The organism is Agarivorans sp. QJM3NY_30, assembly GCF_050870855.2.
Lineage (GTDB): Bacteria > Pseudomonadota > Gammaproteobacteria > Enterobacterales > Celerinatantimonadaceae > Agarivorans.
The window spans coordinates 2894702-2918137 of sequence record NZ_CP194038.2; the positions used below are offsets into that span (position 1 = coordinate 2894702).

Consider the following 23436-nt stretch of genomic DNA (forward strand, 5'->3'; position numbering starts at 1 on the left):
ATCGCTCCTTCGCTGGCATTGCTCAGAGGCTTACAAAAATAGGCGCTTTATCCCGATTGGTATAAGTCCGCAGCGCTTAAAGTTCAGCCTTAAATCTCGCCAAACCCGCCGCTAAATCGGCGAGCAAATCAGCCGTATCTTCTAGCCCAATGTGCACCCGAATCAGAGTACCGGTTGCCTGCCACTGAGTCGCAGTGCGCAGTTTATCAACCCCGTTTACGCCCATGATCAAGCTTTCGTAGCCGCCCCATGAGTAGCCCATTTTAAAATGCTGCATGCCATCAAGTAAGGCAGTTAAAGCCTGTGAATTTCCCCCTTTCATCACAAAAGAAAATAGACCACAAGAACCTTGAAAATCCCGCTTGAAAAATTCATGCCCGGGACAACTGGCTAAAGCAGGGTGACGAACGTGATCCACATCATCATGTAGCATCAACCAATGAGCGACTTCTAAGGCGTTTTTTTGATGCTGAGCTAAACGTACGCCAAGGGTACGTATGCCTCGCATTGCCAAATAAATATCATCCGGCGAGGTACATTGACCCAATAAGTAAGAGTTTTCGCGAAGTTGATCCCAACAGCGTTTATTGGCAGTTGCCGTCCCCAACATCACATCGGAATGGCCAACAATGTATTTAGTCGCAGCCTGAATAGAAATGTCGATATCAAACTCAAAGGGGCTAAAATTAAGTGGTGAAGCCCAAGTATTATCGAGCATCACCACAATATCGTGATTTGCTTGTCGCGCAGCAGCGACAATCGCTGGCGCATCTTGTACTTCCATGGTTAAGGAACCAGGAGACTCGAGGAAAATCACTTTGGTATTGGCTTGGATAAGATCACTGATGCCAGCGCCGATCAAAGGGTCATAATAAGTGGTACTAATGCCATAACGTTTTAACAGCATGTCACATAAATTACGAGTCGGCTCGTAGGCGGTATCCACCATCAGTAGATGATCACCCTGCTGCAAAAATGACAACAGTGCCCCACTAATGGCAGCGGTACCACAAGGATACAAGGCACAACCCTCGCCACCTTCAATTTGATTCATAGCTTCTTGGAAAGCAAAATGGGTTTGAGTACCACGGCGGCCATAAAATAAAGTTTTATCATGGCGATTAGCCGTTGCCAACTTCATTTCTTTAACACTGTTAAATACCACGGTAGAGGCACGCGAGACCGGCGGATTGACTAAACCTTGGGTCCACTTCTTATCACGACCCGCACTAATTAATGTTGTTTGTTTTTTCATTTGTTTAAGTCCAGATTAACCCCAATGCCACCCATTTGATAAACACTTAAGCCGAAGGCACTTGAGTAAAGCAAGCGATTGATTGCTATCGCTGCAGTTCCAATTGCTAAGCGCATCATCAAGCTAGCATTCATTTTTAGCAAGGTAAATAGGGGATGATTACCTTAGGTAGCAGCAACAAAAAACCAGCCCGTAGGCTGGCTTTATTAAGACTGACTCATTAACTTCGAGAGGTCTTATTTAACTCAGCGACAACCATGTCACCAAAAGCATCGGTATCAATTAATTTGGCATCATCACCTTTCGCGAGATCCGGCGTGCCATAACCATTGGCAAATACCGATTTCATCGCATGCCACAGATTTTTCGCTTCTTGTTCCATACCAAAGCTCATCTCTAACATCAGCGCAACCGAGCCAATCATGGAGTAAGGGTTGGCTATATTTTTACCCGCGATATCAGGAGCACTGCCATGAGAAGGCTCATAATAAGACTTCTCAGGTCCCATACAAGCTGAAGGCATCAAACCTAAAGAACCCAAGATCCCACCACCTTGGTCACTTAAGATGTCACCAAACATGTTTTCCATCACCATCACATCAAACTGGCCTGGATTTAAACATAAGTAAGTCGCCGCAGCGTCAACCAAAATATGTTTAACTTCAACATCGGGGTAATCCACCGCTACTTCTTCTAAAATTTCGTTCCACAATACGCTAGATTTTAAAACATTACTTTTGTGAATATTATGCAGTACTTTCTTACGACGTTGGGCGGTCTCAAAACCAACTTTTAAAATGTCACGAATTTGGTCTTCATCATACTCAAGCACTTCACGCACATAGCGTTTACCACTCTCATCTTTACCCATTTCTTTTTCGCCGAAATACAAACCACCCACCAATTCGCGAATGATCATGATATCGATACCCTCACCAATCACTTCTGGTTTCAATGGTGAGAAATGCGCTAATTCTTTAGGTAGATATACAGGGCGGAAGTTCGCATAAGTATTGTAACGTCGACGCAAAGGTAACAAAGCGCCCCGCTCGGGTTGCTCATCTACCGGAATTTTTTTAGAATCTTCGTGATTTAAACCAATCGTACCTTTAAGAATCGCATCCGCCTCATCACAGATGGCCATGGTCTCTTCAGGGAAAGATTTACCCGTTTCAAAATAAGCCACAGCACCAAATAAGGCTTCATTAAGTTCAAATGCGACTTCTGGGTTACGCGCTTCAACAGCTTTAAGTACTTTGACCGCTTGTTTCATTACTTCTGGGCCGATACCGTCACCAGCCAATAAGGCGATCTTATAGGTCTTCATTATGTTTGCGTCTCCATTGCTCTAATTTATATTTTTGCTTGCCGCATCATAGCAAAACCAGCGCAAGGGTAAACCTAAGAACGCGCTTTTTCACCGTCAAAGCAGCATCAGCTAGCTGTCAAAATCGGATTTATTACGAATATTATGTTCTCGAAGTTTATTGGCTATCGCGGTATGAGATAAACCCAACTTCTTCGCCAGTAAACGCGAACTTGGATGTTGCGGATAATGGTAACTCAGCAGCAAATGTTCAAATTGGCCCATCGCTGAATGATAATCTTGTTGCAACAGACTTTCGATATTCACACTGTCCACTACTTTTTCATGGTGGTATTTAATATCATTCACTTGCCAGTGTTTAATATTACCGAAGTCGAGTGAATCTTGTAAAACCTGATAAAGTTGCGGAATGTTGCCCGGCCAACTCAGAGAACTTAAATAGCGCTTTACCTCTCGCGTTAGCGGAGGCGAAACTTCCTGATGTTTTGCATACTGAAAGTCTAACCAGGATTGACTTAAGGGGACAATATCTTCTTTTCGTTGCCGAAGCGGAGGCACACATATGCTATTTTTGATCAACGTATAATAACGATCGCCGCCCCATAACGCCGCCAGTTGTTCTGGCGTATAACGACTAGTAAACAAGAGGTGTTTAATCCCAAGTTGAGGTGCGGACAGCGCGCTAATCGCATCTTCAACCTCAACACTTTTTAAGCCTTCAATATTACTTAACAATACCGTATGCGGCCGTTCGGCAGCAATTTCTGCCAACTGTTCCAACAAACTATATTGCTGATCTTGACAATTGAATGCATAAAGACCTTGATCACTGCCCATCGAGAGCTCGTTCAGTAAACGGCCAAAAAATCGTTTTCCTACGCCTGCTTCGCCGAATAATAAGGTTGGCATCGGATGCTCAACCAGACGTTTGATACCGCTTAAGACAAGATTAGTTTCATCGCTGCTCGCAACCAAGCGACCTTCGCTAATTCCCAATTCAAGCTGAGATAAGTCAAAACTTGACTCTAGCCAATGCGCCGATTTAAACAGCATAATCGCGCCAGGAAGGTGAGAAAATAATACCGTTTCAGACAGCGGAATGATGTCAGCCATATAAACTCGACCACTCAGCTGAACTTCCACTAACTCACGTTTTCCAGAACCGCCACCGAACCAACGTTGTACACTAAAACCTCGTAAAAATCGGCCTACATCACTGTTTGTTAGAGACTGCGTGGAATCTGGGCAGGATTGTTCAAATGCCTGATTAAACTGTCGGATCTGACCTACCTTATCGATCAAGACCACCGGATAAGGCACATTGTCTAACAAAATTTGTACTTCTTTATGCTCAATTTCCGAAGGTAAAGCTGAAACAATACGCGCATCGGAAACGCCATTCACATAACGAAACTCACTCAGTAGTTGTTGCGTAAGAGAGAGTTCCATTTCAGCTAAATGTAAAAACAAATGGCCACTATCAACACTTTGCATCGCTTTTAGCGCCAATCCATGTTTTACCAATACTGTTAATACGGCACTAAAAACTGAGGTACTTTGCTCACAATTAAGTTCTATGCGCATAAAACGCCTACTACATCACCCCGTGGTTTGATACATTGACTGAGGCTCAAAAAAAAGCCACCTTCGTATTGTATTGCTTTCTGCTTAAACATCCGCGTTAACTGCAAAAAAGCTCTCCTATTCCTTAGTGACTTCAACATACTATTCGACTTAATGCGCTTATATGTGTTTAGTCTAACCAAAAAAGCTAGCTTAACCAAAGTGTCATTTGCTAATGAATTGGGTTAATTTGAGGCGTAAGCAATTTACTGCTCCAATATCGGTTAGATCAAGCGCTGAGGGCAACATTAATTCCAAGAGGGTGATTGCGCAATGGTTATTTGTGAATAACGATCGCCAATAAATGTAAGCTGTAATGAGGTGAGAGTCGAAAGGCTTGATGCCATCCCCAACGACTTCACCTAGGCCAGAATCATAACTGCTGCCTGAAGCCATATCCATGGCACAGTCAACTGAATATTCATGTAATTCGAATTACAAATCCTTAAACTGACTATGGAGGTCAAAGTTACGAGCAGTAACCATTTTTTCAACTTTACGTAAGCGTTGCTCAAATCCATCAAATTGAGAGTCGAGTTCTTTTAAGGCTTGACTTGGCGTTTCGCCACGTTGCCATACTTTCGATTTTACGGTGACCTCATCGTTAACTTTGGCGTCGACAGGCTGCTTGTCCAAAAATAGCCAAGCCGCGCCATATACAATTAAAAATAACCCAAAATTGGTAATCGCCAAGGTCACTGCGATGATTCGAATTAACCAAGTTTCAGCGCCTAGGCTATGTGCCAATCCAGCACAAACACCCGCAACTTTGCCTTTAACTGGATCGCGATAAAAAGGTCGTTCAAACATTAGCGGTCCCTCCAGTGCGGCACTCGCTCATCAAGAATACTTTCTAATGCGCTAATACGAGACGACATTTCTTTCGCTCGTGCCGCTATCGCATTCAGTTGCTCTCGCTCTTGTTCACTAATGCCGTGTTCCAGCTGACGTTTACTTTTATAATGCAAAATCAACCATAAGGGAGCAACTATCGCCATAAATAGTATTAACGGTGTGACTAATACAGTAAGCATACCCTCTCCCATTATTTAGCCAATTTTGCTTTTAGTTTAGCTAACTCATCGGCAATTTCCGCATCAGCGCTTAACTCAGCAAACTGCTTCGCTAAGTCTTGATTCCCCTCATCCGTGCCTAACACTTCCGCTTTAGCTTCTAGTTGATCGATTTTAGCCTGAAACTGCTCAAACTTCTCACGAGTTTTTAAGGCGCGATCGTTATCTAATTGTTGTCGAACCGCATGACGATTTTTTACCGTGGTTTGACGAGCTATCAATCCTGCTTGTCGATTACGAGATTCAAGCAATTTAAGTTCTAACTGCTCAATTTCTTGCTGTAGTTGTATTAAGCTATCATCCACTAAACCGAGCTCGTGTTGCTGAACCTTGATTGACTCTTGTAAATGTTTCTTTTCCACCAAAGCTAAACGGGCCAAATCTTCACGCTCGCGACTTAAAGCTAATTCAGCTTTCGCTTGCCAGTCGTCCATTTGCAACGCCAAATGTTCGATTTTTCGAAGCAATTGTTTTTTATCAGCCAAAACCTTTGCGGTACTTGCGCGTACTTCTACCAAAGTATCTTCCATTTCCTGGATGATAAGACGCAACATTTTTTGTGGATCTTCAGCCTTATCTAACATTGCACTAATATTGGCATTAATGATATCGGCTAATCGAGTGAACATACCCATGTGAATTCCTCATTCAGTAAAATTGGTCTATTGTTCTCTATCAAGACTCATACCAATAATTTAAACCATTGATATTAAAGGGTATAATCTATAGGTGACAGAAGTGACGACCAAAGATATAGTTAAATTAACCATCTATTAGTGAGAATAACCAATGGAAAGCCCCAGTTTACTCGGAAATAGTCCTAGTTTTTTGGAAGTACTCGACCGAGTGTCATTACTGGCGCCACTGAATCGTCCGGTATTGGTCATCGGCGAAAGAGGAACGGGTAAAGAACTAATTGCCGCTCGTATTCATTACCTGTCGGAACGCTGGGATAAACAATATCTAGGTTTAAACTGCGCCAGCCTCAATCCCAATTTAATCGAATCAGAACTATTTGGTCATCAAGCGGGGGCATTTACCGGTGCCACTCAGCAACGCCAAGGACGATTTGAACAAGCCAACCATGGAACGCTATTGTTAGATGAATTGGCGAATATGCCGATGGAAGTACAAGAAAAACTACTGAGAACTATCGAGTCAAACCAAATCGAGCGAGTTGGTGGCAATAAAAGCATCAACATCGACGTACGTTTAGTCTGCGCCACAAATCAAGATCTGCCCACCCTCGCCCAACAAGGACAATTTCGAGCCGACCTGTTAGACCGATTATCTTTTGCAGTCATCACTCTGCCTCCCTTACGCCATCGACCTGAAGACATTCTGCTACTGGCCAACTATTTTGCTTTAAAAATGACCCGTGAACTAAATCTACAATCTAAACCTCGATTCAGCCAAGCAGCGCAACTCAAATTGGAACAATATCATTGGCCTGGAAACATCCGCGAGCTAAAAAATGTGGTGGAACGAGCGGTGGTTGAAAATGGAGATCCCAAAGACTTAATTAACGACATAAACTTTGACGCTTTCGCGTCTCCTTGGCGTCCCAAGCAAGCTCCCCAAGCAACTCTAGAGGACAGTCACGACAGCACTGGATTTTACCAACAAGTCGCGACCTTCGAAAAAAAATTAATTACTCAAACGCTTAAGAAAAATCATTTTAAACAAACGCTTACTGCCAAATCTCTACAAATAAGCTACCATCAGCTAAGAGGATTAATTAAAAAGCATCAAATTAATACTCAAGCTTAGGTCTATCATTGGTTGAGATAAGCAGATGGTTAATGGTAAATTATCCCGCGGTTATCAGGATATCAGCTTTACATGAATGCATTTTTATACGGCACAATGATGTGCCTAAGCTTGCTGCTAGTCGGTTGTGAGCAACAACAAGACGTTAAAAAGCTAGGTTTAGTTTATTGTACCGAAACCGCACCTCGTACTTTTAACCCCCAACTCGAAAGCTCTATCAATGCGATTGCGGTCACTTCGCGGCATTTATACGACCGTTTAGTTGAAATTAATCCAATCACCCAACAATTGATCGGCGGGGTCGCCAGTAGCTGGCAAATTAGTGAAGATGGTCTGCACTATCGTTTCGATCTTAGGCAGGGGATCCATTTTCATCAAACCAAGTACTTCTCGCCAAGCAGAACGCTTAATGCCGATGATGTGATGTTAAGTTTTCAGCGAATTCTGGATCCCGATCACCCCTTATATAAACTGGTGCACGGTGACTATCCATTCTTCAATAATATTGGTTTCGCAAATAATATTCGTCAACTCCATAAGCTTTCGCAAAGCACGGTCGAGTTTGTTTTAAAAAAACCTGATGCTGCTTTTCTCGCCAGCTTAGCCAGTGACTATGCGGTGATACTATCCGCAGAATACGCTGATCACCTGCGACAACAGAATCAGTTAGCCTTAATCGACCAGCAACCAATCGGCAGTGGGCCTTTCTATTTCGCCAATCAGCGCAAAGATCACTTTATTCGTTATTATCGCCATTGGCGACATTGGCGAGGTGCCCCACCGATGCAGCAGTTGGTATTTGATATTACTCCAAGCTCATCGGTCCGTTTAGCAAAATTACTCACCGGACAGTGTGACATTATGGCGCAACCTGCCGCCAACCAGTTGCAAGTATTGAAACAACGCGATGACTTATTAGTTTCGGTACAAGCAGGGCTGAATGTCTCTTATCTGGCCTTTAATACCCAAAAACCGCCCTTTGCCGATGTGCGGATCAGACGCGACGTGGCAGGTTTAATTGATAAACAGCGTATTGTTGATTCCGTTTACTTAAATACCGCTGAGATTGCACATGGGCTACTTTCGCCTTCTTCTTGGGCTTATCGACGTGAAGCCCATTCACCCGCCCAAAATAACTTGGTTTATCCTTATGTGGAAAAAGCCAAACAAACCGCGATAGAGTTTTGGGTTTTAAATCAAGCCAAGAGTTATAATCCTCAACCCCGTAAAACAGCTGAACTGATCCGTAATGACCTGATCAGCGATGGGTACCAAGTCAATGTGCGTTTGATCGATTGGCAGGTGTTACGACGCCACCTACTCGCCGGACAAGCAAATTACGACCTACTGTTAGTTGGCTGGTCTAGCGATAACAGCGACCCCGACGACTTTTTTAGGCAACAATTTTCTTGTGATGCAATAGAACAAGGCTATAACTATAGCCGTTGGTGTAATGGTCAAATTGAAAGCTTAATAGAAGATGCAATCCGTTCACCGCGTTTAATTAACAGATTAAAAAACTATTACAAAATTCAAGAGATCATCGAACAAGACGTTCCAGTACTGCCCTTAACTCACGCCTTAAAGATGTATTCATACAGTGATACTCTTGGTGGTATCACTTGGAATCCATACGGTGGTGTGTCGTTTAACAACGCATACAGGAAGTAAGCCATGCTACGCTATTTAATACGACGAATTAATCTATTTATAATCACCTTTTTAATTATTAATTTAATTGCTTTTATGTTCCAACATAGTCAGTCACTGGCGAGTCCAGCCGAAGCCAAAAGCATTCAGCAATTCAGCCAATTTGTTTGGCATAATCTGAACGGTGACTTTGGCATATCGAGAGTCACTGGGAAGCCTGTTTTTGATCAATTGATTATTTTTCTACCCGCCACTTTAGAGTTATGTTTTACCGCCTTTATTCTGGCATTTCTAATCGGCATTCCTTTAGGAACCTTAGCTGGTATTTTCCATCAGCACTGGATCAGAAACGTCATTCTTAGCCTCACCATGATTGGCTACAGTATTCCGGTTTTTTGGTTAGCACTGTTATTAGTGATGAATTCTTCACTATTACTCGGATGGTTTCCTGTCTCAGGACGTTATGACCTGCTACTAGAGATCCCTCAAGTTACCGGATTTGGCATTATCGACGTATTCTGGTTACCACAACAGGCCCGCTGGCCAGCATTAATGAGTGTAATAAGTCACCTAATTTTGCCAACTTTAGTATTAGCAGTCGTACCAACCACCGAAGTCATCCGCCAACTCTCAAATTCGATGGCGAAAGTCATGAATGAAAACTACATAAAAGCTGCAGCGACCAAAGGTTTGTCCAAGAGTCAAATTGTGATCCGCCATGCGCTGCATAATGCTTTACCGCCCATTTTACCCAGTTTAGGTTTACAATTTGGTAATGTACTCACCATGGCAATGGTATTAGAAGTGGTGTTTGCTTGGCCGGGGATTGGCCGTTGGCTAATATCAAGCATCTACCAGCAAGATTATGCGGTGATCCAAGGCGGCATGTTAGCCATATCGACTCTCGTTATTGGCACTTTTGTTCTCACCGACTTATTTACCGTCTTGATCCACCCGCTTCGCCGAAGAGAAGTGTATGCTCAGCACTAACGTATTTTCTGAAACTACGGTTTCCAGCGCTCTACAAAGGGTTCTTAGTCGATTTCGTGATAATTCAATTGCGATGATTGGCTTTTGGGTATTCTTGATTTATATGGTCATCGCCTTGTTTGGTCCACTGCTCGCTCCCTATGCGTTGGACTTCCAGGGAGATAATCTAATGCAACCCCCGTCATGGAATCCAAGTGGCCATGTTGATAACTTTTTTGGGACCGATGATTTAGGTAGAGATGTATTTAGCCGACTCATTTACGGTTGTCAGCTTACCTTTGGCGGCGGATTATTGGTCGTCTGCTTCGCCGCATTTATCGGCATTCCATTAGGGGTATTTTCTGGCATGAGCCGCGGTGTAAAATCCAGTATATTACACCACTTAATGGACACCGCTTTATCCATACCCTCACTGTTAATCGCCATTATGGTGGTATCGTTCTTAGGGCCTGGATTACAAAATACTCTAATTGCGATTACCTTAGCTCAAATTCCGCAATTTATTCGTTTCACCTACATCGTTGTCTCAGCCGAGATCCAAAAGGAATACATCACAGCAATTCGTTTGGATGGTGCCACCCACTACCGGATCTTAAAAAACGGCGTGCTACCTAACATCGCCGATGCCATAGTATTTCAAATCAACCGTAGCTTTTCGTCTTCACTGATTGATATTACCGCCTTGGGATTTATTGGCATTGGCGCGCAAGCGCCCCTTCCTGAATGGGGAGCAATGCTCGGTAACAGTCATGATTTGTTATTTTCAGCCCCTTGGACTGTAACCTTACCAGGATTTGTAATCATGAGCAGTATTCTAAGCGTTAACTTGGTTGGGGAAGGCTTGCGTAAAGCGATGCTCGAGGGAGTCGATTAATGGCATTATTAGACATTAGAAATCTGACGATTGAAATTGATACTCCCGCAGGAATCGTCAAAGCAGTGGATCGAGTCAACTTAACCATTGCCGAGGGAGAGATCAAAGCTTTAGTTGGCGAATCCGGCTCAGGGAAAAGTCTGATTGCCAAGGCTTTACTTGGTGTGACCAAACCCAATTGGAAGATCAAGGCTGACCGGATGCACTTGGGCGATATCGACCTGTTATCGCTCAGTGCCCGCCAACGCAGAAAAGTACTCGGCAATGATATTGCAATGATTTTCCAAGAACCGAGCTCCTGCTTAGACCCTTCGGAAGAAGTCGGCAAACAGATCGAAGAAGCCATCCCTTGCCATAATATCAAAGGCGGCTTTTGGCGTCGTTTTCAATGGCGTAAAAAACAAGCGCACGCGCTACTCCATAAAGTGGGCGTAAAAGACCACCATAAAGTAATGCGTAGCTATCCTTACGAATTATCCGACGGCTTATGTCAAAAAGTGATGATAGCCATGGCCATTGCAGGTCAACCAAAACTACTGGTAGCAGACGAGCCTACCACCTCGATGGAAATTACCACCGCCAGCCAGATCCTGCGTTTACTCGACAAGCTCAATAAATTGAATAACACCGCGATTTTATTGATCAGTCATGATTTAACGACCTTAGCTGGCTTAGCCGATACCATTAGTGTGATTTATTGTGGCCAAATCGTTGAAGTGGGCAGCGCAGAGCAAGTTACCAATGATACTCGGCATCATTATACCTCGGCGTTATTAAACTCTGCGCCAAAATTTGACCATCCCTTCGAACACAAGAGCTTTTTACCTGGCTTACCAGGGTCGATCCCTGCGCTACAGCACCTGCCGATTGGTTGCCGACTTGGCCCTCGATGCCCTAAAGCACAACGAGAGTGTGTGATTCAACCTAAGTTGAAAAAGGTTAAAGGTCATCTATTTGCTTGCCACTACCCACTGAACATGGAACCAAAGGTCGTCTCTGATAATGGATAAATCAAAAATGGGGAACTTATTACAAGTTCGTCACTTATCACAACATGTTTATGTTCACAAAGGTTGGCTTAGTCGACAACGAGTATCTGCTATCGACGACATTAGCTTCGGCTTAAATATGGGCGAGAGTTTGGCGATTATTGGTGAAGCTGGCTCAGGAAAATCAAGCCTTGCCAAGGTATTGACCGGTATCAATAAACCGAGTCAAGGAGATATATTCATTCAGGGCGAAGCACTACAATTTGGTGATTATACACGTCGCTGTCGCTTAATTCGGATGATTTTTCAGGATCCCAGCAGCTCACTCAATCCACGTTCAAATATAGGACGCATTTTATCCGCCCCCTTAAGCTTAAATACCGAGCTTTCGGCTCAAGAGCAGCAACAAAAAGTAATGGCGACACTTCGATTAGTTGGGCTATTGGAAGAACATGCCGAATTCTATCCTAATATGTTATCCAGTGGGCAGAAGCAACGGGTTGGACTCGCAAGGGCTCTAATACTCAACCCTAAAATCATCGTGATTGACGAAAGCATTGCCGCACTTGATGTTTCAGTTCGCGCCCAAATAATCAACCTATTATTGGGCTTACAACGCCGTTTTGCCATCAGCTACATCTTTGTTTCAAACGACTTAGGCCTTGTACGCCACTTCAGTGACAAGGTACTGGTCATGCAACAAGGAAAAGCCGTTGAATTTAAAGACACCGAAGATTTTTTCACCCACCCAGAGCATGAATTAAGCCAACGCCTACTGTCGGCCTACCAAGATGCAATTCGCAAGTAAATCTTGGGCAGGTCTATAAAGCTCGGTCAGGGACTCACATTAGCGGTCGTTACGAAATAAAAGCCTTTCTTGAGCATCCATAATCCTTGTCATGGAAAGAGATTGCAGGACTTCTCTTTCAATCATGTCCATTAGAGGCTGGAGAGTAATTGGCAAGTCACTCCGTATCTTTTCCGCGGTAATATAATACGGCGCGCGCTGGCCATGGTATTCAACCACAGGTCCTATCTGTTGAAATTTAATGCCAAGTAAAGCCGTACTTCGAGCAAGACGAGGCTCCATCATGACATAAGCGTGCCGAACATGTTGTTGCTCAGCTAACACTGTTGCCGCTAAATACATGCTAGCCGTGATAAAAGGAAAACAACGTAATTCTTCTTCATACAATTCAGCAACGTTAATCCCGCCAATAGCTGAATCTTGAAACTTATCAGCCTTACGACGTCTAAAGGTTGAACGTAAGGCTAACCTTGATATTTCACAGATGTCTGCTCGGTCAAAGTTATCAGGATGCAACTTTTCATCGGTGATGGCACCTCGACAATACTTTTCTAGTGGTAACAATTGTGAACCAGAAGGGGCCACGACTCTCACCGTACTTGCATAACTATTGGAAGACAAATGACGAACTAAACAGTAATCAGAATATTCATCAAATTCGTCCCGCTCTTGCTTTAAGGCATTGACCGGCTCAAAATTTAGTTCCTCACAGTATACATCATGACGCAAACGATAAACTTGGTGCACATCTTCATCATTCAGCGCCACCATCGGCTTAAAGTAATTTTCGTAATGCCTGGCTATCTCAACGGCTTTTTTCTTCGCCATTTGCCGAGTCGCATTATTGCTGGGTAAACCGACGACTTTTCCTTTTATACTGGTCGCTAATATATTTTCTTTCAATGGCTAAATCCTTACTCCATTAAGTGATTTATGGTTTAAATAATTCAAACGCTTAGACATTGATACTACCTTACTTAATTGATGTATAGTTTTTTTTGACAACCAATAGGCTCAACTCAAATCGCTTCATCAATTGTTAAAAAACATAATAAATTGAACTTAATGTCAAGATAGGAACATCTAGTGAAGCACAGCCAATCTTTTAAAATGACTTTCCGGTGCTAACTTGAATCAAAAGAAAAAGGAACCGCTATTCGTCAACTAATCGACAACATCGCTTAATTGGAGTAACGGCTGGGGCGTAAATGAGAAAGGAGTGTTGGACTAGCTGCGTTTAACTAACTTGCGAGGAACGACTTCCACACCAGTTTGGTATTTCCCGCTGACCGCAGCAAAAGCCAGATATAAGATCTTTTCTGCAATGAGTTCGAGTTGTTGCGGCAACGATTGCACGCTAATGGTTAACATATCAAGTAAGGCGTGGTCACCAAAAGTCGCTAACTTAACCTTACTCGACAGCTCTGGATGGCTCACTAATACGTCCATCACACCTTCAAATAAAATATAAGACGTTGTCACAATACCTTCCGGTAATTGACCCTCTGCTAACCAACGATTAATAATGCTTCGGCCCTGTTCTCTGCTAAAACGATCACCATAACAGATCTGACTATCAACCTGAGGCTCGCTCTTAGTAATGGCAGCCAGAAAGCCCTGTTCCCGCTCTTTAGAAACGATTAAATCATACGATGCAGCCACTAAACCAACACTGTGACATCCTAATTCAATCAACGACCGAGTTAACGCTGCAGCACCGTCAAAATCTTCACTAATCACACTACAAAAGTGTTCATCGTTGAACATCCGGTCAACAGCAATAACTGGGACCCCTTGATTTTGTACGCTTAAGTAAAAATCATCAGAAGCGGGTAAACAGCTTGCGACAATCAGCACATCAATTCGCCGTCCAATCAAACTGCTCACCACAAGCCGTTCGTTATCTGCACTATCATCGCTACAACAAATAATAAAATGATAGCCTTGCTTTCGGGCATCTCGTTCAAGCAACTTAGCGAGTTTAGCGTAACTGCTGTTTTCCAAGTCAGGAACAATTAAACCGAAGGTTTTACTCGCCCCCCCTCTGAGTAGGCTCGCGGCATGGTTAGGCTGATAATCATGTTGCCGAACAATATCAAGTACCCGTTGTTGTGTCTTTAAACTAATCCGGTACTTATCTGCCTTACCATTAATGACGTAACTCGCCGTCGTTTTGGATACCCCTGCCAACGAAGCTATTTCATCTAGTTTCACACGTTTACCCTTTACCAATTTGCGAATAAAAAAGGATCGAGCGTGATCTTGATCTCTTTTTGTTAACAAATACTTTGAGAATAATTGCAACTCTAGCTGAATCGATTCAGTATGTCACCATTAGTTTGAATATAGCTCAATTAGCCAGTTCAAACTTTTTTTAAAACAATGGGCTGAATCGGTTCAGCTGATTAGCTTGCTAACCTATACTAAGTAGACTAACTAGTAAGTACCAAGATCATAGGAGTGATTCTGATGTTAACGCTTTCCCTAGAAAATATATGCCTTAATCAACAGGCGCAAGATAAGCAAGCAGCGATAAAAAAAATCGCAGCTGCGCTACAAGCAGAAGGCTTTATTCAAGCCAAATATGTCGAAGGCATGTTACAACGTGAGCAAGTTAACTCTACTTATTTAGGTAATGGTATTGCCATTCCGCATGGCACCACCGATACCCGTGACCAAGTCATCCAAACTGGTGTCTCGGTGCATCACTTTCCCGAAGGTGTTGACTGGGGGGATGGCAACATCGTTTATTTGGCCATTGGTATTGCTGCTAAGTCAGGTGAACACCTGATGATCCTAAAGCAGCTTACCAAAGTGCTTTCGGTGGATGGGGCAGAAGAGCTAATCAAGAATGCTAAAGACAGTAGCACCATTATGAATCTAATTAATGGTGATACCCAGTTAGAAATTGAATTTGATGCCTCACTCATCTTAGAAGATTTTCCAGTCCAAAGCATGGTACAGCTCAATGCCGTTGCCGCCGGCACTCTTAAAAATAAAGATTTATTAAACCAACAAGGTATTGCGACTAGCCTTGAACAAGCAGCGACCTACTTAGGTAACGGATATTGGCTGAACTGTGTTGCCAAAGGAGCGTTACGCAGTGGTATATGTGTCATCAAGGTACAAGAGCAATTCCAACATCATAATAAACCAGTAAATGGCTTAATCATGATCAGCGCCGCCAATGCCTGCTATCTACCAGCACTCAAATTTTTAGGTCAACAAGTCTATCAAGATCAATTAGCTGCTGTCGCAAAACTAAGTAAAGTCGAACTCATCACCAGCCTTACCGAAAATAAACTTGCCGGAGCCAATCCAGCGCAAAGTGATGGAAATGTTGCGATATTCCAAATCGTTAACCCACACGGTTTACACGCTCGTCCCGGCGCGTTACTCGTGGCAGAAGCAAAAAAATTCAAATCCAATATCACGGTGGTGAACGTCGATAGCGAAGCGCCAGCAGTCAATGCTAAAAGTCTAATGAAAGTAATGACCCTTGGCGTTAAATATCAAAGTAAATTGCAGTTCACTGCCGAAGGTGAAGATGCTCAAGAAGCATTAAAAGCCATCGGCGAAGCTATCGCGGCAGGCTTAGGAGAACTCTAAAATGAGTCAAGCTAAAGCAGTGTTATGTATCACCCTTAACCCAGCATTAGACCTGACGGGTTCATTAGAGAACATGACCGTCGGCAGTGTCAATAATGTCACTGAAGCAAATCTGCACCCTGCGGGTAAAGGCGTAAATGTAGCGAAAGTACTTGCAGACCTAGGCGCACAAGTCTGTGTTAGCGGATTTTTAGGGAAAGATAATGCCGCAGCTTTCGAATGCTTATTCGAACAAAGCCAGATCCGCGACGAGTTTATTCGAGTCGCCGGTGAAACGCGTACCAATGTTAAAATGGTTGAAGCAAGTGGCCAAGTCACAGACTTAAACTTTCCAGGTTTTAGTGTGGATGCAGCTGATCTATTAGCTTTTGAGCAATCACTTGAGCAACTATGTGAACAATATTCTCATGTAGTATTTGCGGGAAGTTTAGCCAAGGGCATAGAACTCAGCGATTTTGAAGCGTGGATTAATCTCGCCAAAAGCAAGGGATGTACGGTCTTAATTGATACCTCAGGGGCTGCACTGAATACAGCCATTGCCACCGCTCCCAACATGGTAAAACCAAACCAAGATGAGTTAGAAGACTGGTGTGGAACAGCATTAAACAGTATTGATAAACTAAAAGAAAAAGGCCAAGAACTTGCTGATTTAGGGATTGAGCACGTGCTGATTTCTCGCGGCGAACATGGCTCATTATGGCTTAACCAAAACCACTGGATGCAAGCCACGCCTCCATCAATGAATGTAGTCAGTACCGTAGGAGCAGGCGATACTTTTGTTGCCAGTTTCTGCTGGGGCTTACTCAATCAATCCAGCGCGAAAGAATTACTTCGCTTCGCCAGTGCCATGTCGTCTCTCGCGGTCAGTCAAACGAACGTTGGTTTGCCTAGCCAAGAAGCATTGGACTCGGTTCTGCAACAAACTACTATTACGCAAATGTAAACAGACCAAGGAATTGTATATGAATACCATTATTGTGACCGCATGCCCCAGTGGCATTGCAAATAGCATAATTACAGCCGGTCTACTCGAGCAAGCCACGAGAGAGAAAGGTTGGAAAAGTGTAATTGAATGCCACTCAACGGTTCAAGATTGCCAGCGCTTAGCTCCGGCAGATATTGATAGTGCAGAATTAGTGATCATTGTTGCTGACCCGCAGTGTTACGCTGATTTAGACTTGGCGCGTTTCAATAACAAAAATGCTTATCTAGCGTCAGCAAGCGAAGTCATCGATAACCCTAAAGAATTCTTGAGTGCAGCACAAAGCAGAGCAACCGCTTTTGTTGCACCTAAAATAGAAGCACAGGCACCCGCGGCATCAAGCCAATTGAAAGTGGTTGGTATTACCGCTTGTCCCACTGGTGTTGCACATACTTTCATGGCTGCAGAAGCACTTGAAGACTTTGGTAAGAAGCAAGGTTACCAAGTTAAAATTGAAACTAGAGGTTCAGTTGGTGCAAAGAACCAACTTAGCGAAGCTGAAATAGCTGAAGCTGATTTAGTTATTATCGCGGCCGATATTGAAGTTGATTTAGCGCGCTTTGACGGTAAAAAGTTACATAAAACGTCAACCGGAATCGCCCTGAAAAAAACCAAAGACTGCTATGCTACAGCCATCGCTGACGCTAAAGTTTACCAGCACTCAGCAAAATCAAGTAGCTCTGAAGGGGCTGCTAAAGCTGAAAAAACCGGTGCCTACAAACACTTGATGACGGGTGTATCACATATGCTACCGGTTGTGGTAGCTGGTGGTCTTTGTATTGCGCTTTCGTTTATATTTGGTATCGAAGCATTTAAAGAAGAAGGCACCTTAGCCGCAGCCCTAATGACCATTGGTGGCGGTTCTGCTTTTGCATTAATGATCCCTGTATTAGCTGGTTATATCGCCTACTCAATTGCGGATAGACCCGGTTTAGCCCCTGGTTTAGTCGGTGGTATGTTAGCAAGTTCAACTGGCGCCGGTTTCTTAGGTGGTATTTTAGCTGGTTTCATTGCGGGTTATTTAGCGAAATGGCTCATCGAAAATATTAAATTGCCAAATTCGATGGAAGCACTCAAACCCATTTTGATTGTCCCCTTCCTTGCGACCTTAGCGGTTGGCCTTATCATGATCTACGTGATTGGTAGCCCAGTAGCAGCAGCAATGACCAGTTTGACTGATTTCTTGAACAACATGGGTTCAACTAATGCGGTATTACTCGGTATCATATTAGGTGCAATGATGTGCTTCGACTTAGGTGGCCCAGTCAACAAAGCGGCATACACCTTTGGTGTAGGTCTATTGTCAACTCAAACCTACGGTCCTATGGCTGCCATCATGGCAGCGGGTATGGTTCCAGCCTTAGGCATGGGTTTAGCCACCTTCCTTGCACGTAATAAATTTATTGAAAGTGAGCGAGAAGCAGGCAAAGCCTCATTTGTACTTGGCCTATGTTTCATCTCTGAAGGTGCTATTCCATTCGCAGCGAAAGATCCAATGCGAGTGATTCCAGCATGTATGATCGGCGGAGCGGTAACTGGTGCCTTATCGATGTTATTCGGTGCGCAACTATTAGCGCCTCATGGCGGATTATTTGTACTCTTTATTCCAAATGCTATTTCACCCGTATTTCTTTACCTAGCTGCTATTGCGGTCGGTACAGCAATTACCGGTTTCGGATACGCGTTTGTTAAAAAATCGGATACGGCAATCAGCTAATTCTAATTCAACATGATTAGAATCACTGAGTGAAATCTTAAAAACGGAAACCCACATTGGTTTCCGTTTTTTTATGCTTCTTACAACACTTCATATGACAATTCCCATTAACACTAAATCCAGCAGCTAATAGGCATCAAACCGTTAGCAATAGCTCTGGTATTAAGACAGGCGTATCGAAACAACTTCTGGGGCTAGTATTATTTTACCTCAGCGATGAGGTATGACTTTGTTACGATAACTTTTAATCGAGTTTAGCTTGAACCACGATAGATAATAACATCGTGATTTAAGCACCTAACGAACCCGTTCTGCGCAAATCATCACTGTATTAAGCAAAACGAATAGCGAAAATTACCTGGAAATTTCAGCTGGAAGTGTAGAGGAAAATTAGCACTCTTGGCTTTTTAAAAGAGAAATTGCTTCGGTAGACTTGACTGCCTTACAAGGTCTCACATGACCCGAACTCGGAATACTGAGCCCGTGAAGCGTGATAACCAGCAAATTCTATTCGTTATTTTTTCATCCGTGTATTTAAAGCCGACGCCAGATCAGTTGATAGAAAACAAGCTTAGGTTGAAAAGAATTTAGCTCAAAATAAAGCGAACCAGTTGCTCCAAGGCAGTCACCGTAAAATAGCTTAAGGTCTGAGCGACGACAACTGATAATGAGACCAATCATGACTAAAGATATGAAAGGTCTCGAGCCTCAACTGATTACGTAGTATGAGCTACTACATATGAGCCAGCGTGACGCTCCGCCTCTAAAACGCCTTAAATTGCAAAACAACGGTATCGCTTAACCACTGACCTTGAACCGGTTCATTTGCTGGCTTAACAAATTCGCTAATTCTAATGCGGAGTGGGCGTCTGCTTGTGACTCCGTCGAATTTTCTAAGTTTAGTTTAGTTTTATCTGCTAATTCTGTGAGGTTACGGTTAATATCTTCGGTCACATGGCTCTGCTGCTCTGTCGATGCAGCTGTAGAAGCAGATACCTCTGACACCTTAGACGTTGACTCAAGGATTTGCGTTAATGCTTGCTGGGTTTGTCCAGCAAGTTCAACCGTACCTTCAGCGTCAACCGCGCCCTTATTAATTGCTTCAACCGCTTGAGTCACGCCACTTTGCAAGGCTTCTATCATTTTTTGAATATCTTCAGTGGATTGTTGCGTTTTACTCGCCAAGCTTCTGACTTCGTCAGCGACCACCGCAAAACCTCTTCCTTGTTCTCCCGCTCGCGCAGCTTCAATCGCGGCATTCAGTGCCAACAGGTTAGTTTGCTCGGCAATTCCACGGATAACATCGAGTACCGAAGCAATACGATCAGAATCCTTGGAAAGAAGCTCAACCACATTAGCTGCGTCTTGAACAGATGTTGACAATAAGGTGATATGTTCAACAGATTGTTGAGTAATATTTTGTCCCTGCACTGTTTGCGCATTAACCGTATTAATTTCCTCCGCGGTGTGGCCCGCATTACTGGCCACCTCTCTGATGGCAGCGGCCATTTCTGTTACTGCCGTTGCAATCATTTCCACCGACTGGTTTTGCTCCAAACTCACTTCTGCTGTTTGCTGTGATTTATCATTTAGGCTGCTAATCGATGAACTTAAATCATTGGCCTGTGCTCTCACTGAACTGATCAATCTATCTAACAATTCGACAAATTGATTAAAACTATTCGCTAATCCCGCGATTTCATCGCGACCTTTAACCTCCAATCGTTGCGTCAAATCGCCCTCGCCTTGAGAGATATCCCGAATTCTTGATGTCACCACATTAATCGCGTCAACTAACATTTTAGGGCCAAAATAGGCTAGTAATACCGCCAAAATAACAGAAGAAATCCCCACAAAGCTCAATACATTCATGTTTGTATCTACAGCAACGTCCGAAGCTTGATTAATATCATCAGCAATCGCTTCAGCGGCTTCGGTCGCAACATTGTATAATTCCCGCAAATTTTGAAAATGCTCATAGCTGGCTTTCTGACTTAGAGCTTCCGCATCAGCCAGCTGATTTGCTTTCAGCAATGAGAAGACTTGCAAGCTAGTTTGTTTCCAAAGCTTATACCTTTGGTCAAAGTTCTGAAGCCCTTGATTCGCCTGAGGATAATCAGCTAATAAAGCTTGAAATTTGTGCATTCGATCTTCGGCTTGTTGCGCGTTTTCATTAAAATCATCTAAATATTGAGCAAGCTGATCACTTGACTTCATTGCTTCGAGTTCAGCTACCCGAGCCTGATATAGATCCCGATCAGCGTTAAGTACCGAAGACATAGCCGGGAGAATCTTTCCACCAAGAGCATCTAAACTTTCAGAAGTTTTTACACCCATATTCATACCAATTAGCCCAACAACAACCAGTAAAATGGCATTCACCACAAACACTAATGAGTATTTAAACCTTAAGCTTCCAAAATTCATTTCATTACCCCTTATCCACTCTCTTCCCTAATCTATGCTGAATAATATTTATTATTTTTTAACAAGATTATGATTAAAAGATTTAACTATCATCACATCCAACATCATAAGATAAAATTTGACGCCCACGCCTTACCCTCATTAAACCCTCGCTAATCTACTTCTAAGCATATGGTCATTTTTTAACAGATAAAAAGATGGATAAAATGTAGCTAACTAAATTATAGGCAATAACAAAAAGCTAGGATAAAAAGATAGTTTGATATCAGGATAGTTATCCATGAAAATCATGTGAAAAACCAAAATTTATGTTTAAATCCCTTCATTTTCAACAAACTAGCCTCCTGTATTGTTTGATTAGTTATTTTCAAAATAAACGGCTTAATTCACATTTTTTATTTAAAATAATTAGCATAATTCACTTCGAAACAATGAAGGTTATCCTTTGCATCATTTTAAAAATTAATTTTAGATGTCAAAATTTTAGGTAGAGAACAAACTCAACAATAATCATATTTATCTACAATTGAAATCATCAAAAGAGTCAAGGGAATTAACAGAGTTAATCAAGACATTTACAACTAAAGAAACCTTTCCTTCCGCCAATAAAACGCAACAACCAAGACCTTTTTTACTCGGCGCATGCTAGCTATCAAAGCGCTTCCGTCACCTATACAAAAATCGAAGAGCCTATTTGTGCTTCTCTTTAATTTGTAACGATTATCCGCAAAACCATTCATTAGCCAATCTAATCCATAAGGCGTTTAAATTAGGTTGTACCACTATTTGTTTATTTTTAAATTAGCGTATCTTATCCAGCATTCATGCATACCACCATTTAAGTAGGGAGAGAACCATGGCTTTTCGTTTTCCTGATACATTTCTATGGGGCGGAGCAACCGCAGCTAATCAAATTGAAGGCGCCTATAACGCCGATGGCAAAGGACTGTCAACATCAGACATCCAACCGTATGGCACCTTTGGTGAATTAAAGCCTCGAGTTGAGGGAGACTTCAACATAAAAGACAACGCCATTGATTTTTATCATCGCTATCCCGAAGACATCGCATTGTTTGCCGAGCTTGGTTTCAGCTGTTTTCGCTTATCCATAGCCTGGAGTCGGATCTTCCCCAAAGGCGACGAGCTAGAGCCAAACCAGCAGGGGCTCGAATACTACGACAAAATTTTTGATGAATTAGAAAAACACAACATCACTCCACTGGTAACCCTCTCCCATTATGAAATGCCTTTACATCTCGCTCAGCATTATCAGGGCTGGACCAACCGAAAACTCATTGAGTTCTTTGAACGTTATTCAAGCACTGTTTTCTCTCGATATGGTGATCGGGTTAAACATTGGCTAACCTTCAATGAAATTAATATCACGCTACATGAACCTTTCACTGGAGCCGGCATTCCGCGAGGAACAGATCCACAAAACCTTTATCAGGGGATCCACCATCAACTGGTCGCCAGCGCAAAAGCCGTGAAAGCCTGCCATCAACTGGTCCCCAATGGAAAAATTGGCAATATGATGTTAGGCGCAATTCAATACCCTCTCACCAGCCATCCAGATGATATCTTCGAAGCCTTACAACAAAATCGAGAATGGTTATTTTTTGGCGATGTCCAAAGCCGTGGTTATTACCCAAGCTACATTTGGCGAAAATTCAAACAAATGGGCGTAAAGCTAGACATAACCGAAGCTGATAAAGAAGCCTTAACTGAGACCATTGATTTCATTTCCTTTAGCTACTACATGACGGGATGTGTCAGTGTTCATCAAAGTGATATGGCCTTTACTGATGAAGATATACTCAAAATGGGCTGCAATCCTTATTTGGAATCTTCAGACTGGGGTTGGCAAATTGACCCCAAAGGGCTCCGCATCGTGCTAAACCTCCTCTATGACCGCTATCAAAAACCTCTATTCATTGTCGAAAATGGACTTGGCGCAGTTGATACGGTCAATGAAAATGGACAGATAGAAGACGACTATCGAATAGACTACTTAAACGACCACTTATATCAGGTGGGTGAAGCCTTACAGGACGGCGTGGAGATCATGGGTTACACCAGCTGGGCTCCAATTGACTTGGTGAGTGCCTCAACCGCACAAATGTCTAAACGTTATGGTTATATCTATGTCGATAGTGATGACCAAGGGCAAGGGAGTCTATTGAGAAAGCGCAAAAAAAGTTTCTTTTGGTATCAAGATGTAATCCAATCGAAAGGAGAAAACCTTACTCCCCCAACAAAATAACAAGCAAATCATCGCTTCAATGTGAGTCGCACTCACCATCACTCTATATAAACGACGCCAGATAATTATGACGTCGTTT

At 42.9% G+C, this 23436-nt stretch carries 19 protein-coding genes; 10 read left to right on the forward strand and 9 right to left on the reverse strand.

The window, feature by feature from the left end:
• Positions 1-76 precede the first annotated feature (76 nt).
• The 6 genes from ACRRSX_RS13185 to pspA form a co-directional block, all read right to left on the reverse strand.
• Positions 77-1255: a cystathionine beta-lyase gene (locus ACRRSX_RS13185; RefSeq protein WP_432452727.1), complete on the reverse strand. Its 1179-nt coding sequence runs from the start codon at positions 1253-1255 to the stop codon at positions 77-79.
• Positions 1256-1475: 220 nt separating this feature from the next.
• Complete coding sequence (gene leuB / locus ACRRSX_RS13190; RefSeq protein ID WP_432452726.1) at positions 1476-2582, reverse strand: 3-isopropylmalate dehydrogenase; 1107 nt, start codon at positions 2580-2582, stop codon at positions 1476-1478.
• A gap of 111 nt (positions 2583-2693) precedes the next feature.
• Complete coding sequence (locus ACRRSX_RS13195; RefSeq protein WP_432452725.1) at positions 2694-4166, reverse strand: TyrR/PhhR family helix-turn-helix DNA-binding protein; 1473 nt, start codon at positions 4164-4166, stop codon at positions 2694-2696.
• 474 nt (positions 4167-4640) lie between these two features.
• Positions 4641-5015 carry an envelope stress response membrane protein PspC gene (pspC, locus tag ACRRSX_RS13200; RefSeq protein ID WP_432452724.1) on the reverse strand — a complete coding sequence of 125 codons (375 nt, stop codon included), beginning with the start codon at positions 5013-5015 and terminating at the stop codon, positions 4641-4643.
• A complete protein-coding gene (pspB, locus tag ACRRSX_RS13205) occupies positions 5015-5239 on the reverse strand; it encodes an envelope stress response membrane protein PspB (protein WP_432452723.1) in 225 nt (74 codons plus the stop codon). Before pspB ends, pspC begins: the two co-directional genes overlap by 1 nt.
• Positions 5240-5250: 11 nt before the next feature.
• Positions 5251-5913, reverse strand: coding sequence for a phage shock protein PspA (pspA, locus tag ACRRSX_RS13210; RefSeq protein WP_432452722.1), 663 nt, complete (start codon positions 5911-5913; stop codon positions 5251-5253).
• Positions 5914-6067: 154 nt separating this feature from the next.
• Here pspA and pspF point away from each other — a divergent pair, with 154 nt between their 5' ends.
• The 6 genes from pspF (at position 6068) to ACRRSX_RS13240 (ending at position 12359) form a co-directional block, all read left to right on the forward strand.
• Positions 6068-7048, forward strand: coding sequence for a phage shock protein operon transcriptional activator (gene pspF, locus ACRRSX_RS13215; protein ID WP_432452721.1), 981 nt, complete (start codon positions 6068-6070; stop codon positions 7046-7048).
• 72 nt (positions 7049-7120) lie between these two features.
• On the forward strand, positions 7121-8719 hold the full coding sequence (locus ACRRSX_RS13220) for an ABC transporter substrate-binding protein (protein ID WP_432452720.1): 1599 nt from the start codon (positions 7121-7123) through the stop codon (positions 8717-8719).
• Between the two features lie 3 nt (positions 8720-8722).
• Positions 8723-9688, forward strand: coding sequence for an ABC transporter permease (locus tag ACRRSX_RS13225; protein ID WP_432452719.1), 966 nt, complete (start codon positions 8723-8725; stop codon positions 9686-9688).
• Positions 9675-10562 carry an ABC transporter permease subunit gene (locus ACRRSX_RS13230; protein ID WP_432452718.1) on the forward strand — a complete coding sequence of 296 codons (888 nt, stop codon included), beginning with the start codon at positions 9675-9677 and terminating at the stop codon, positions 10560-10562. Before ACRRSX_RS13225 ends, ACRRSX_RS13230 begins: the two co-directional genes overlap by 14 nt.
• Positions 10562-11572, forward strand: a complete 1011-nt coding sequence (locus tag ACRRSX_RS13235; protein ID WP_432452717.1) for a peptide ABC transporter ATP-binding protein — start codon at positions 10562-10564, stop codon at positions 11570-11572. The genes ACRRSX_RS13230 and ACRRSX_RS13235 overlap by 1 nt, the downstream gene beginning before the upstream one ends.
• Positions 11565-12359: a peptide ABC transporter ATP-binding protein gene (locus tag ACRRSX_RS13240; RefSeq protein ID WP_432452716.1), complete on the forward strand. Its 795-nt coding sequence runs from the start codon at positions 11565-11567 to the stop codon at positions 12357-12359. Before ACRRSX_RS13235 ends, ACRRSX_RS13240 begins: the two co-directional genes overlap by 8 nt.
• Before the next feature lie 39 nt (positions 12360-12398).
• On the opposite strand, the gene ACRRSX_RS13245 is transcribed toward ACRRSX_RS13240, so the two are convergent.
• Together ACRRSX_RS13245 and cra are read right to left on the reverse strand one after the other, a co-directional pair.
• Positions 12399-13262 carry a PEP-CTERM/exosortase system-associated acyltransferase gene (locus ACRRSX_RS13245; RefSeq protein ID WP_432452715.1) on the reverse strand — a complete coding sequence of 288 codons (864 nt, stop codon included), beginning with the start codon at positions 13260-13262 and terminating at the stop codon, positions 12399-12401.
• Positions 13263-13586: 324 nt separating this feature from the next.
• On the reverse strand, positions 13587-14573 hold the full coding sequence (cra, locus tag ACRRSX_RS13250; RefSeq protein WP_432452714.1) for a catabolite repressor/activator: 987 nt from the start codon (positions 14571-14573) through the stop codon (positions 13587-13589).
• A 255-nt stretch (positions 14574-14828) separates the two neighbouring features.
• On the opposite strand from cra, the gene fruB reads away from it, so the two are divergent.
• Genes fruB through fruA form a run of 3 tightly spaced genes read left to right on the forward strand, consistent with a single transcriptional unit; the run spans position 14829 to position 18667 of the window.
• On the forward strand, positions 14829-15968 hold the full coding sequence (gene fruB, locus ACRRSX_RS13255) for a fused PTS fructose transporter subunit IIA/HPr protein (protein WP_432452713.1): 1140 nt from the start codon (positions 14829-14831) through the stop codon (positions 15966-15968).
• A gap of 1 nt (position 15969) precedes the next feature.
• Positions 15970-16911, forward strand: a complete 942-nt coding sequence (gene pfkB / locus ACRRSX_RS13260; protein ID WP_432452712.1) for a 1-phosphofructokinase — start codon at positions 15970-15972, stop codon at positions 16909-16911.
• Positions 16912-16930: 19 nt separating this feature from the next.
• Positions 16931-18667 (forward strand): PTS fructose transporter subunit IIBC, encoded by a 1737-nt coding sequence (fruA, locus tag ACRRSX_RS13265; RefSeq protein ID WP_432452710.1) that lies wholly within the window; start codon positions 16931-16933, stop codon positions 18665-18667.
• Between the two features lie 798 nt (positions 18668-19465).
• Here the strand turns inward: fruA and ACRRSX_RS13270 are convergent.
• Positions 19466-21094: a methyl-accepting chemotaxis protein gene (locus ACRRSX_RS13270; RefSeq protein WP_432452709.1), complete on the reverse strand. Its 1629-nt coding sequence runs from the start codon at positions 21092-21094 to the stop codon at positions 19466-19468.
• Positions 21095-21950: 856 nt separating this feature from the next.
• On the opposite strand from ACRRSX_RS13270, the gene ACRRSX_RS13275 reads away from it, so the two are divergent.
• Positions 21951-23357, forward strand: a complete 1407-nt coding sequence (locus ACRRSX_RS13275) for a glycoside hydrolase family 1 protein (protein ID WP_432452708.1) — start codon at positions 21951-21953, stop codon at positions 23355-23357.
• Positions 23358-23436: the final 79 nt, after the last annotated feature.

What these genes read in the sequence shown, in the direction of transcription:
- fruB (WP_432452713.1), top strand. Translation starts at nt 14,829, where the DNA reads ATGTTAACGCTTTCCCTAGAAAATATATGCCTTAATCAACAGGCGCAA.
- ACRRSX_RS13275 (WP_432452708.1), top strand. Translation starts at nt 21,951, where the DNA reads ATGGCTTTTCGTTTTCCTGATACATTTCTATGGGGCGGAGCAACCGCA.
- ACRRSX_RS13230 (WP_432452718.1), top strand. Translation starts at nt 9,675, where the DNA reads ATGCTCAGCACTAACGTATTTTCTGAAACTACGGTTTCCAGCGCTCTA.
- ACRRSX_RS13235 (WP_432452717.1), top strand. Translation starts at nt 10,562, where the DNA reads ATGGCATTATTAGACATTAGAAATCTGACGATTGAAATTGATACTCCC.
- fruA (WP_432452710.1), top strand. Translation starts at nt 16,931, where the DNA reads ATGAATACCATTATTGTGACCGCATGCCCCAGTGGCATTGCAAATAGC.
- pspA (WP_432452722.1), bottom strand. Translation starts at nt 5,913, where the DNA reads ATGGGTATGTTCACTCGATTAGCCGATATCATTAATGCCAATATTAGT.
- ACRRSX_RS13225 (WP_432452719.1), top strand. Translation starts at nt 8,723, where the DNA reads ATGCTACGCTATTTAATACGACGAATTAATCTATTTATAATCACCTTT.
- ACRRSX_RS13270 (WP_432452709.1), bottom strand. Translation starts at nt 21,094, where the DNA reads ATGAATTTTGGAAGCTTAAGGTTTAAATACTCATTAGTGTTTGTGGTG.
- ACRRSX_RS13240 (WP_432452716.1), top strand. Translation starts at nt 11,565, where the DNA reads ATGGATAAATCAAAAATGGGGAACTTATTACAAGTTCGTCACTTATCA.
- pspB (WP_432452723.1), bottom strand. Translation starts at nt 5,239, where the DNA reads ATGCTTACTGTATTAGTCACACCGTTAATACTATTTATGGCGATAGTT.
- ACRRSX_RS13195 (WP_432452725.1), bottom strand. Translation starts at nt 4,166, where the DNA reads ATGCGCATAGAACTTAATTGTGAGCAAAGTACCTCAGTTTTTAGTGCC.
- pspC (WP_432452724.1), bottom strand. Translation starts at nt 5,015, where the DNA reads ATGTTTGAACGACCTTTTTATCGCGATCCAGTTAAAGGCAAAGTTGCG.
- pfkB (WP_432452712.1), top strand. Translation starts at nt 15,970, where the DNA reads ATGAGTCAAGCTAAAGCAGTGTTATGTATCACCCTTAACCCAGCATTA.
- leuB (WP_432452726.1), bottom strand. Translation starts at nt 2,582, where the DNA reads ATGAAGACCTATAAGATCGCCTTATTGGCTGGTGACGGTATCGGCCCA.
- ACRRSX_RS13185 (WP_432452727.1), bottom strand. Translation starts at nt 1,255, where the DNA reads ATGAAAAAACAAACAACATTAATTAGTGCGGGTCGTGATAAGAAGTGG.
- ACRRSX_RS13220 (WP_432452720.1), top strand. Translation starts at nt 7,121, where the DNA reads ATGAATGCATTTTTATACGGCACAATGATGTGCCTAAGCTTGCTGCTA.
- pspF (WP_432452721.1), top strand. Translation starts at nt 6,068, where the DNA reads ATGGAAAGCCCCAGTTTACTCGGAAATAGTCCTAGTTTTTTGGAAGTA.